This window comes from Bacillus luti, from assembly GCF_009739945.1.
Classification (GTDB): domain Bacteria; phylum Bacillota; class Bacilli; order Bacillales; family Bacillaceae_G; genus Bacillus_A; species Bacillus_A luti.
Genome location: NZ_CP040336.1, coordinates 1,519,531 through 1,532,364, shown reverse-complemented (window position 1 = coordinate 1,532,364; position 12,834 = coordinate 1,519,531). Strand labels below are relative to the sequence as shown.

The window sequence follows — 12,834 nt, the reverse complement described above, 5'->3', positions numbered from 1 at the left end:
CCTCTATTCGATTTCGTCTTCAACAGAATCGAATCCGAATGCGATTACGCTATCTTCTTCTGTTACAATACCAAGTTGTTTCGCATCAGACTCACTCTTAATATCAATTTTCCAGCCTGTTAATTTAGCCGCAAGACGCGCATTTTGTCCACGCTTACCGATAGCTAATGATAGCTGGTGGTCTGGAACAACAACAGTTGTCGCTTTTTCTTCTTCATCTACAAGCACTTTAACAACTTGTGATGGGCTTAAAGCATTTGCAACATATTCAACTGGATCATTTGACCAGCGAACGATGTCAATTTTTTCACCTTTTAATTCGTCTACAATGCGTTGTACACGTTGTCCTTTCGGTCCTACACAAGAACCTACTGGATCCACGTCAATGTTCTCTGCATATACAGAGATTTTAGAACGATCGCCAGCTTCACGTGCTACAGAACGAATCTCTACCGTTCCATCATAAATTTCAGGAACTTCCATTTCGAATAAACGTTTTAAAAGACCAGGATGTGTACGTGATACGTAAATTTGTGGTCCTTTTGTTGTTTTTTCTACTTTCGTAATGAATACGCGAATACGATCATGTGGTTTGTATTGCTCATTAGGCATTTGCTCACTTACAGGTAATAAAGCTTCTACTTTCCCTAAGCTTACATAGATGAAACGAGCATCTTGACGTTGTACAATACCAACCATAATATCTTCTTCACGGTCACTAAACTCAGAGTAAATAACACCGCGCTCTGCTTCACGCACTCTTTGTGTTACAACTTGTTTAGCAGTTTGTGCTGCAATACGACCGAAATCTTTTGGTGTTACTTCGATTTCTAGTACGTCACCATCTTGGTAGTTTGGATTAATTTGTCTTGCTTCCTCTACAGAAATTTCAAGACGTGGATCAAACACATTATCTACTACGTCTTTACGTGCTAAAACTTGAATTGTTCCCACTTCTGGGTTAAAGCTCACACGAACGTTTTGTGCTTGATTAAAATTGCGCTTATAAGCAGAGATTAACGCTGCTTCAATCGCATCAATAATAATATCTTTGCTAATTCCTTTTTCTGACTCTAATACGAGCAAGGCATCTAACAACTCAGTGCTCATGAAGATCCCCCTTCTAACTAAAACGTAACAGCAAGTCGCGCATTTGCAACTTTATCCATTGGAATTTGGATTTCTTTTTTACGTGTTTTAATTGTTAATAATAATGTTATTGTTGTACCATCGTAAGAAAGCAGTTTGCCTTCAAACATTTTTTCACCGTCAATCGGCTCATATGTTTTAATTGCCACTTGTTTTCCTACCGCTTGCTGGAAGTCTTTCTCTTTCTTTAATGGGCGTTCCGCTCCAGGAGATGATACATCCAAAAAGTAAAGATGAGGAATTGGATCCTCTTTATCTAAAGCTTCGCTTAAACGTTCACTTACCGCACCGCATTCTTCAATGTCGACTCCCTTTTCAGAATCGATGAATACGCGTAAGAACCAGTCTTGTCCTTCTTTCACATACTCTACATCTACAAGTTCAAGATTTAACTCTTCAACGATCGGCTGCGCAAATGCTTCTACAACTTCTGTGACTTTCTTATCCATAAACAGCCTCCTTCCTGCCGCCATGTACCATTTACAAGAAAAGACTCCGTCCATAGAACGGTCTATCTTATTCTTTCTCGTTAGCTAACAAAAGCCCCTGCCGTTAAGCAGGGAATATCTGTCTTAGTATTACCAAATTTAAGAAGTAAAACTTGTAACAAAATATGTATATACGACAGAAATTTCTTACCTCTCTACATCAATAAAACGTAGATAGTAACACGAAAGAGTGGGTTTCCCCACTCTTTTTTTCACACAATATACATGACATGGTTATCTCGGTTAATAGTATACCATAGCAAATGTTGATTTGCAAAGACTTTTCCTACCTATTAGAACAGTGATAACTGGTTTTGATCCGGCAAATCTCCTAAGCAACCTTGACTATCTAAATACTCAATTATCGTTTTCGAAACCTTACTGCGTTGCTGTAAGTCTTCTTTTGATAAGAAGTCGCCATTTTTACGCGCTTCTACAATACTTAAAGCAGCGTTCGTACCTAGACCAGGCACTGCATTAAATGGAGGAATTAATGAGTCGCCATCAATAATAAATTCTGTTGCATGTGAGCGGTATAAATCAACCTTTTGGAATGAGTATCCACGTTCACACATTTCAAGTGTCATTTCTAGTACTGTTAATAAACTCTTCTCTTTTGGCGCAGCATCGAGTCCCTTTTGCGCAATTTCATCAATTCTCACACGTATAGATGCCGAGCCTTTCGCCATCGCCTCTACATCAAAGTCATCCGCACGAACTGTAAAGTAAGCCGCATAGAATAGAAGCGCGAAATGCACTTTAAAGTATGCAATACGTACAGCCATAAGTACGTAAGCAGCCGCATGGGCTTTTGGGAACATGTACTTGATTTTCTTACATGAATCAATATACCAACCTGGTACGTTATTACTTTTCATGTCCTCTTCCCATTCTTCTGGTACACCTTTACCTTTACGTACCGACTCCATGATTTTGAAAGCTAATGATGGGTCTAAACCTTGATAGATTAAATATACCATGATGTCATCACGACAACCGATAACTTCACTCAGCGTACATGTACCGTTATAAATTAACTCGTTTGCATTACCGAGCCATACGTCCGTACCATGTGATAGTCCAGAAATCTGCACTAACTCTGAGAATGTCGTAGGTTTTGTCTCTTCTAACATCTGTCTTACGAATTTCGTACCAAACTCTGGTATACCAAGTGTACCTGTTTTACAGTTAATTTGTTCTTCCGTTACGCCTAACGATTCTGGGCCAGAGAAAATTTTCATTACTTCCGGATCGTCCGTTGGGATTGTTTTCGGATCAATACCACTTAAATCTTGTAACATACGAATAACTGTCGGGTCATCGTGTCCTAGTATATCAAGTTTCAATAAGTTATCATGAATCGAGTGGAAATCAAAGTGTGTCGTTCTCCACTCAGCCCCTATTGAATCTGCCGGAAACTGTATTGGTGAGAAATCAAAGATGTCCATGTAATCTGGCACAACGATAATACCACCTGGATGCTGTCCGGTTGTACGTTTTACACCGGTACATCCTGCTACTAAGCGGTCAATCTCTGCATTTCGAATCGTTAAGTTATGATCATTTGCATAGCCTTTTACATATCCATAAGCCGTTTTCTCTGCAACTGTACCAATCGTTCCTGCACGATATACATAATCTTCACCGAACAGTACTTTCGTATAGTTATGGGCACGTGGTTGGTATTCTCCAGAGAAGTTCAAATCGATATCGGGTACCTTATCTCCTTTAAATCCTAGGAACGTTTCGAACGGAATGTCATGTCCATCTTTTACATAAGGAACATTACATGTTGGACAACTTTTATCTGGCAAGTCAAAACCAGAACCTACAGAACCATCATTAAAGAATTCGGATTGCTTACACTTCGGACATACATAATGTGGTGGTAATGGGTTTACCTCTGTAATTTCCATCATCGTTGCTACGAATGATGAACCTACCGATCCACGCGAACCTACTAAATATCCGTCTACTAACGATTTTTTCACAAGCTTATGTGAAATTAAATAAATTACGGCGAATCCGTGTCCAATAATACTTTTCAATTCTTTTTCTAAACGCGCTTCTACAATTTCAGGTAGCTCTTCGCCATAAATGCTACGCGCCATTTCATAACTCATATCACGCGTTTCATCATCTGCACCTTCAATTTTCGGTGTGTATAGATCATCTTTTACTGGATGAACATCGCCAATTAATGATGCAATTTTTTGTGTATTCGTGACAACAATTTCTTTCGCTGTATCTTCACCTAAGAATGAGAAACACTCTAACATTTCATCTGTTGTACGGAAATGTACAGGCGGTAACGAATGTCGATTTAATGGATTAGCTCCACCCTGCGAGCTGACTAAAATTTTGCGATACATTGCATCCTCTTGATCTAAATAATGCACGTTTCCTGTAGCGACAACTGGTTTATCTAACGTCTCACCTAGTTTTACTAAGTTAGAAATAATTGTTTTTAATTGCCCCTCATCTCGAACAAGCTCACGTTCTACTAAATGACGTAACACCTCTGGAGGCATTACCTCAATGTAATCATAGAACTGCGCAATTTCTTCTACCTCTTCTGGAGCTTTTTGCATCATTGCCTCAAACACTTCACCTTTATCGCAAGCTGTTCCTACTAAAATTCCTTCACGGTATTTTTTTAATAGTGACCTTGGTACACGTGGTACACGGTAAAAGTAATTCAGATGAGAATAAGAAACAAGTTTGTATAAATTTTTCAATCCAACGTCTGATGTAGCAAGTAATGTCATATGACTTGGACGTCCACGTTTATATGCATCCCCTTGTCCCATGCTATCATTTAATTGATCGTGATATTCAAAACCTTTTTCAATCACATCTTTTAACATTTTCACAAGTAAATATCCCGTTGCTTCAGTATCATAAATCGCACGGTGATGTTGCGTTAATTCAATATCAAGCTTTTTACACATCGTATTTAATCGATGATTTTTCATTTCTGGGAATAAGAATCGTGCAAGTTCTAACGTATCAATAACTGGGTTATTCGTTTTTTCTAGCCCCGCCTTTTTGAAACCTACGTTAATGAAGCCCATATCGAAGCTTGCGTTATGAGCAACAAGTGTATGGTCTCCCATCCATTCCTCAAACTTTTTAAACACTTCGTCCACTTCTGGAGCATCTGTTAACATATCATCTGTTATACCTGTTAATTCAATAATCGTCGCCGATAGTGGTTGATGTGGATTTGCGAAAGATTCAAAGCGGTCAATAATTTCGCCACCTTTTACTTTTACAGCCGCCAACTCAATAACTGTATCGTACACAGCTGATAACCCTGTCGTCTCAACGTCGAAAACAACATACGTTTCCTCTGCCAGTAAACGATGCGCTTCGTTATATGCTATCGGTACACCATCATTAACTAAATTTGCCTCTACACCGTATATAACTTTAACCCCAGCCTTTTTACCCGCAGAGTATGCTTCCGGGAAAGACTGAGCAACAGCATGGTCTGTAACCGCAATAGCCTCATGCCCCCATTTCCCTGCTTGGGCAACAAGCTTAGAGACAGGCGTAACAGCATCCATTTGACTCATTGGAGTATGAAGGTGCAGCTCTACACGTTTTTCGCCTTCTGGCGCTTTATCTTTACGAGACGGTCCTGTTATTTCATTAATATCATTTGCAATCATTACTAGATCTCGAACGAATGTATCATTTTGGACAGAACCACGAGCCTTCACCCACATTCCTTTTTTCAAGGATTGTAGCATTGGAATATCTTCTTTATCACGTGAGAACATTTTGATCATAATAGAATCTGTATAATCCGTTATTTTTAACGTTAATAACGTACGTCCACTACGAAGCTCTTTTGTTTCCACATGGAAGACATATCCTTGAACCGTTTTTCTTCTTTCTTCATCTTGAATTTCTCGCATCGGTGTAATCTCTTCATCTGGCTTAATCAGATACCCGAGTGTAATCGGTCCTTCATGCACAACGCTGCTTTCTTCAGCTTGCTTCTTCGCCATTTCTTCCATAGCTTGTATAACACGCTCGCGGTCTTCTTGCTGCGTTTGCTCACGAAACTTTTGCATTTCTTCTACATTTTGTTTTATATGTGTGTCTAACTGAAAACGTGGAAATCCAAAAGCTTCATATTGTTCACCTACTGGTTTCGCAACGTTTTTCTTTAGAGCAGTAGATTCTAGCTCATTATTTACATTTATTAGCAACTTCACGCCATTCACTTGTGGAAGTTGTTTTTTTAAGTACGCAAACATAGGTGAAAATGTAATTCGTTCCGTACAAAGTGGCCAATACGCCCTCACTTCTTCTTCTGTAAATTGTTTATTCTCTGTTTCTAATGCAAATGTTGTTCTTGCAATATGAGAAAATGATTGCTTAAGCTTTGTTTCTAGCAATTCATATAATTCTGTTGGCAAAATACGTGGCACTTGTAAGTCAAAATGCCAACTTTTATTTGCTTTATCGATAACTAGCTTTTCAATACCACCGCCATGTAAATATTGATTTATAAGGTCTTCTGGTATTTGCAACTGCTGGAGCAAAATTTGAAATCGCTCTTGTTGTTCATTTGTTAAAGACATAAGCACTCTCCTTCCATTTGCTATTATAAATTGAAACGTACTACAAAGAAAGATTTCTACCTTCTTCTTTTACAAAATACGTTTACAAAGAAAGAGAAGGTACCTCATTACGAGGTACCTCTTCTTATTTTAAAATATTAGCAATATATGTTTGAAGTTCTTCTACTTTCACTTCTTCAGACTCGCCTGTAGCACGTACTTTCACTTCTACAATACCTTCGTCTGCTTTTTTACCAACTGTAACACGAACTGGAAGGCCGAATAAATCTGCATCTGCAAATTTAACACCTGCACGTTCTGCACGGTCATCTAATAACACTTCATAACCTTGCTCTTGTAATGAGCTGTATATACTTTCACCCATTTCACGTTGTGCATCAGATTTCATGTTCACTGGAATTACATGCACATGGAACGGTGCGACAGCTTTAGGCCAAACTAAACCGCTCTCATCATTAAACTGCTCTGCAATTGCTGCCACTGTACGAGATACACCGATACCGTAACAACCCATAATAAGTGGTTGTGTTTTCCCGTTTTCATCTAGGAACGTTGCATTCATGGCTTCACTATAACGAGTTCCTAATTTGAATACATGACCAACTTCAATTCCGCGTGCGAAAAGAATTGTTCCATTTCCGTCTGGAGATTGGTCTCCTTCTTGAATGAAGCGTAAATCTGTATATTGACTTACTTTAAAGTCACGTTCTGGATTTACATTTACATAATGGAATCCTTCTTCGTTCGCTCCTGAGCATCCGTTGACAATTGATGCTACAGCATGGTCAGCGATAATTTCGATATCACCTGTTACACCAATCGGTCCTAATGAACCAACTTCACAATTTAATAGTTGTTTTACTTCTTCATGAGAGGCAAGCTCAACAACTGAAGCACCGTATACATTTTTCACTTTTACATCGTTTACTTCATGATCACCACGAACAAGTACCACTACTAATTTCTCATCTACTTTAAATACCATAGACTTAATACACTTGTCAGCTTCAATGTTTAAGAATGCAGATACTTCTTCAATTGCTTTTTGGTCTGGTGTTGCTACTTTTTCAAGTGCTTTTTCTGCTTCGTCACTCTTCGTATATGTAGCTACAACAGGAGCCATTTCGATGTTCGCTGCATAATTAGATGTATCAGAGTATGCAATAGTATCTTCACCGACTTCAGATAATACCATAAATTCATGTGTATCTTTTCCGCCCATTGCTCCAGAATCAGCAATGACTGCACGGAAATTCAAACCACAACGAGCAAAAATATTAGAGTACGCTTTGTATAAACGATCGTATACTTCATCTAAGCTCTCTTGTGTAGCATGGAAAGAGTATGCATCTTTCATTAGAAACTCTCTTCCACGTAATAAACCGAAACGAGGTCTTTGTTCATCACGGAACTTCGTTTGAATTTGATATAATGTTAACGGCAATTTTTTATATGATTTTACTTCATCACGTACAAGATCAGTAATTACTTCCTCGTGTGTAGCTCCTAATGCAAATTCACGAGCATTACGATCTTTCATACGCATTAATTCAGATCCGTAAGAATACCAACGACCTGATTCTTGCCATAGTTCTGCTGCTTGCATAGCCGGCATTAATAATTCTACAGCTCCTGCACGTTCCATTTCTTCTCGAACGATACGTTCTACCTTATGCAGTACTTTTAAACCGAATGGTAGAAAACTATAAATACCAGAAGCATTTTGACGCATAAAACCTGCGCGAAGTAATAATTGATGACTTTTAATTTCAGCATCAGCTGGAACTTCACGTAATGTAGGACTGAATACCATACTTTGTTTCATTTATTCGCACCTCTTCATTTTACTCTTACACGCAGTAAAACCCCTCACCTCGAGTTAGGTGAGGGATTTTATTCTACGAGCTCTATTTCATTATAAGTTTCACTTTATTTTACAAGAAAAACTTACGAATGTCATTCCATGTTACAACTAACATAAGTAACATTAATAATGCAAAGCCAATAAAGTGAACCATTCCTTCTTTTTGACGGTCAATTGGTTTCCCTCGTAATGCTTCAATTAAGAAGAAGAACAAACGTCCACCGTCTAAAGCAGGAACTGGTAGTAAATTAAATAAACCAAGGTTAATGCTTAAAACTGCCGCTAAACTTAATACACGTGTAAATCCATAATCTACAACTTGATCTGTTAGATTATAAATTCCTACTGGACCTGACAACTCATTAATAGAGAATTGACCAGTTACTAATTTCACAAGAGACTCAAAAATTAGTTTCGTCCACTGATAAGTTTGTTCAAAACCTGATTTAATAGAACCCATCACTGTTTTCTCTACAGGAGAGTAAACACCAATTCTACCAACTTCTTCTTTACCTTCTTTATCAAGTGTTGGCGTTACTTTCACATTAAACTGTTCACTATCACGTTTTACTTGTAACGTAATTTCTTTATTCGGGTTTTCACGTACAATGGTAACAACATCTTTCCATGTACTTGTGTTTTTCCCATTAATTGCTTGAATTGTATCGTTTTCTTTTAATCCAGCTTGCTCTGCAGCACTATTCTCCATCACTTTTCCAACCATTGGTTTGTCAACGGGAACCCCTTGTACAAATCCAAGAATCACAAAAATAACAAATGCTAAAATGAAGTTCATTGCAGGACCCGCAAAGATTGTTAAAGCGCGTTGACCTAATTTCTTAGAGCCAAACTGCCTATTGTACGGAGCAATTTGAATTTCTTCCCCAGCAGTAATGATACGAGCCTTTTCATTCACTCGGAATGTTTGAAGCTCCTCCTCGTATTCTTCATAGCCCGAAATTGTTAAATTATGTTCTAACTCAGCTTGTTCCACTTCAATAACGCGAACATTTGGATACTTTTCATATCCATCAAAAACTAATTTTACAACTTCGTCTTTTTCATTTAATACAAGGCCAACCTTTTTCCCAGGCTTTAACTCAACCGTATCTGCATCCTCGCCAGCCATTCTTACATAGCCACCAAGGGGCAGTAATCGAATCGTATACACCGTTTCATTCTTTTCAAATGAGAATATTTTCGGACCAAAACCAATCGCAAACTCACGGCATAAAATACCTGCTCTTTTTGCGAAATATAGATGCCCTAGCTCATGGAAAAATACGAGTGCACCGAAAATTAATATAAAGGCAATCGCTGTATTCAATTCCATACCACCTTTGCTAAATTTGTTCCATCACAAACCGTCTTGTGGCTGCATCAATTTCCAGAATTTCCTCTAAGCTCGGACGTGCAATGACATTGTGATGGTTCATTGCTTTTTCAATGAGGTCTTCCACTGTTAAGAAACCAATTCTCTTTTGTAAAAAAGCTTCAACAGCTACTTCATTCGCTGCATTCATTACAGCTGGCATACTTCCACCTGTTTTTCCAGCTTCATACGCAAAACGTAGGCAACGGAAACGTTCTTGATTCATTTTCTCAAAATGCAATGTTCCCATTTCCCATAAATTTAACTGCTTTGTATCTGAAAGAGGTAATCGATCAGGATATGTAAGTGCGTATTGAATTGGTACTCGCATATCAGGTGAGCCAAGCTGTGCCATTACACTACGATCTTCAAATTCAACCATAGAATGAATAATACTTTCTTTATGTAAAACAACATCGATTTGCTCATACGGGATACCAAAAAGCCAATGTGCTTCAATTACTTCTAGTCCCTTATTCATCATTGTAGCAGAATCAATTGTAATTTTCGAACCCATTGACCAGTTTGGATGTCGAAGCGCATCTTCTACGGTCACATGATGCAATTCATCTCTCGTTTTATCACGGAAACTTCCACCAGAAGCCGTTATAATTAGTCGAGAAATTCTTTTTTCATTTTCACCATTCAAGCATTGAAAAATAGCTGAATGTTCACTGTCTACTGGAAGTAACGAAACATTATGTTTTCGCGCTGCTTCCATTACAAGATGCCCTGCAGTTACTAACGTTTCTTTGTTTGCAATTCCAATTGTTTTTTTTGCCTCAATTGCACGAAGTGTTGGTAACAACCCTACACTACCTACAACAGCATTTACTACTATCTCCGCATCTGGATGTAGTGCTACTTCTAAAAGTCCTTCACTACCATATACAATTTTTGTATTACCAGAGACAGCTTGTAATTTTAAAACATCTTCCTCTCTTTGCACAGAGACAATTTGCGGAGAAAATTCTTGAATGACCTTTACTGCGTAGTCAATATTTTTCCCTACAGAAAAAGCAACGAGACGGAATTGGTCTGGGTGCGAGCGTAATACATCTAAAGTTTGTGTACCAATTGATCCGCTTGCACCTAATAAACTAATGTTTTTCATGACTCCAACCCCTCGTTCATTTATTAATTGTATTGTAATAAGAAGTAGAGAATTGGTAAAACGAATAACCAACTATCTGTTCGATCTAATATACCACCATGTCCAGGTAAAATTGTACCTGAATCTTTTACGCCATAATGACGTTTAAAAGCAGATTGTACTAAATCACCAATTTGTCCAAAAATAGAAATGATAATTGTCAACACAATTAAAATCCCTACATTAGCCTCAACTGGGAAGAACATATTGTAAACAAGTGCCACAACAATTCCACAAACGATGCCACCTAATGAACCTTCAATCGTTTTATTTGGACTAATTTCTGGCCATAATTTTCTTTTTCCTAACGCTTTACCTACGAAATATGCGCCTGAATCAGTAGCCCATATAACAAATAATGCGCAAAACACATATTTAATTCCTAATATTCTCGTTTCATTTAAATATAAGAATCCCATTGCAACATATGTTGTTGCCATTAGTAAAAATGAAGCATTGTCAAAAGTAAATGTATTCTTGGAAAGGACTGTATATGATAAAAGTAATAAAACAATCACAAATGTGATTTCTAATTTACCTAATCCAATCCATGTAAACAGTTCTGATGCACTACTTGGAATTAAAATAATCCATAATAATACTGCAGCTAAAACTGTTGGTACTGAAATAAGCGTAAGCTTATTCATACGAATTAATTCATATAAACCTATAGAAGCAAGTGCATACACTAAAACCGTAAAAGGCACGCCACCGTAAATTACGATGGGAATGAATAGCGCGGCAGCAACCACTCCAGTAATAATTCTCTGTTTCACTACCAAACCCTCTCTTTCTACACGCCTCCGAATCTGCGCCCTCTATGTTGAAAGTCTGTAATCGCATTTAGCAAATGTTCCTCGGTAAAATCTGGCCAATACACATCTGTAAACCAAAATTCCGAATATGCAATTTGCCATAACATGAAATTACTAATACGTAGCTCTCCGCTCGTACGGATTAACAACTCTGGGTCAGGTAAAGAACTCGTCATTAAGTAGGAAGAAAGCATTTCTTCACTTACATCTTCAACACGAACTTTTCCTTCCTCACTATCTTTCATCATATGTTGCACAGCAGAAACGATTTCATCTCGACTTCCATAGTTTAACGCGAAATTAAGAATTAATCCCGTATTCTCTTTCGTATCTTCCATGGCTTTTTCCATCGCTCTGCGTGTATGCGTAGGAAGACGATCTTGTTGCCCTATTACTCGGACTTGTACGTTCTCTTCAATCAATTCTGGTAAAAATGTACCTAAAAATTCTTCCGGAAGCTTCATTAAATAATCAACTTCCTTTTTCGGTCTTTTCCAGTTCTCAGTTGAAAAAGCATAGAGAGTTAATACTTTCACATTAAGTTTACTTGCAAATTTTGTAATTTTCTTTACAACTTGCATACCTTCATGATGTCCCGCAATACGAGGCATTGCTCTCCTCTTTGCCCATCTTCCATTACCATCCATAATGATAGCAATATGTTCTGGGATGTATCCTTTTTTCACTTCTTCAACGAGATGATCAAACGATGTGTCCTTTTTACCTTTAAAAAAAGGAAAGTTTTTAAACATCATTCATACCCTCCAGCAAGCAGACGTATGCCTAAAAGTGTAAAAAGACCCCCTTAAGAAGAGGGTCATATTTGCGAAGGTATCGCTATTACACTTCCATGATTTCTTTTTCTTTGTTTTTTGCGATTTCGTCAACTTTTGCAATATATTTATCTGTTTCTTTTTGGATATCTTCAGTATATCCTCTTAAATCATCTTCTGTAATCTCGCCAGCTTTTTCAAGCTTCTTAAGATCATCGTTACCGTCACGACGTACGTTACGAACAGCAACTTTTGCTTCTTCAGCATATTTTTTGACAACTTTTACAAGATCACGACGACGCTCTTCTGTTAATGCAGGGAATGCAATACGAATTACAGTTCCATCATTAGAAGGGTTTAAGCCTAAATCAGCTTTTAAAATTGCTTTTTCGATATCACCGATAGAAGTTTTATCATAAGGTTGAATTACTAGTAAACGTGCTTCTGGAACTGTAATGTTCGCTAATTGCACAACAGGTGTTGGTGCACCATAGTAATCAACTTGTACTTTATCTAATACAGACGCGCTTGCACGGCCAGCACGAACTGTTGCTAATTCACGAGAATAAGCAGCAACTGCTTTTTCCATTTTTTCATTTGAAGACTTCAATACTTGTTGTCCCAT

At 37.9% G+C, this 12,834-nt stretch carries 9 protein-coding genes; all 9 read right to left on the bottom strand.

Annotated elements, in window-relative coordinates; all coding sequences use genetic code 11:
- Nucleotides 1-3: 3 nt before the first annotated feature.
- Nucleotides 4-1,110 (bottom strand): transcription termination factor NusA, encoded by a 1,107-nt coding sequence (gene nusA, locus EUC40_RS07995; protein ID WP_000102601.1) that lies wholly within the window; start codon nucleotides 1,108-1,110, stop codon nucleotides 4-6.
- A gap of 17 nt (nucleotides 1,111-1,127) precedes the next feature.
- Nucleotides 1,128-1,598 (bottom strand): ribosome maturation factor RimP, encoded by a 471-nt coding sequence (rimP, locus tag EUC40_RS07990; RefSeq protein ID WP_000359095.1) that lies wholly within the window; start codon nucleotides 1,596-1,598, stop codon nucleotides 1,128-1,130.
- A gap of 332 nt (nucleotides 1,599-1,930) precedes the next feature.
- Entirely contained in the window at nucleotides 1,931-6,232 is a 4,302-nt protein-coding gene (locus tag EUC40_RS07985; RefSeq protein ID WP_071713238.1) for a PolC-type DNA polymerase III, read from the bottom strand.
- Nucleotides 6,233-6,356: 124 nt separating this feature from the next.
- Nucleotides 6,357-8,057, bottom strand: a complete 1,701-nt coding sequence (locus EUC40_RS07980; protein WP_071713237.1) for a proline--tRNA ligase — start codon at nucleotides 8,055-8,057, stop codon at nucleotides 6,357-6,359.
- Nucleotides 8,058-8,166: 109 nt separating this feature from the next.
- Nucleotides 8,167-9,423, bottom strand: coding sequence for an RIP metalloprotease RseP (gene rseP, locus EUC40_RS07975; protein WP_001090247.1), 1,257 nt, complete (start codon nucleotides 9,421-9,423; stop codon nucleotides 8,167-8,169).
- A 16-nt stretch (nucleotides 9,424-9,439) separates the two neighbouring features.
- Nucleotides 9,440-10,582, bottom strand: a complete 1,143-nt coding sequence (gene dxr, locus EUC40_RS07970) for a 1-deoxy-D-xylulose-5-phosphate reductoisomerase (protein ID WP_000790362.1) — start codon at nucleotides 10,580-10,582, stop codon at nucleotides 9,440-9,442.
- 23 nt (nucleotides 10,583-10,605) lie between these two features.
- Nucleotides 10,606-11,397, bottom strand: a complete 792-nt coding sequence (gene cdsA / locus EUC40_RS07965; protein WP_000813585.1) for a phosphatidate cytidylyltransferase — start codon at nucleotides 11,395-11,397, stop codon at nucleotides 10,606-10,608.
- A gap of 17 nt (nucleotides 11,398-11,414) precedes the next feature.
- Complete coding sequence (uppS, locus tag EUC40_RS07960; RefSeq protein ID WP_000971299.1) at nucleotides 11,415-12,191, bottom strand: undecaprenyl pyrophosphate synthase; 777 nt, start codon at nucleotides 12,189-12,191, stop codon at nucleotides 11,415-11,417.
- Nucleotides 12,192-12,276: 85 nt separating this feature from the next.
- Nucleotides 12,277-12,834, bottom strand: coding sequence for a ribosome recycling factor (gene frr / locus EUC40_RS07955; protein ID WP_000531503.1), 558 nt, complete (start codon nucleotides 12,832-12,834; stop codon nucleotides 12,277-12,279).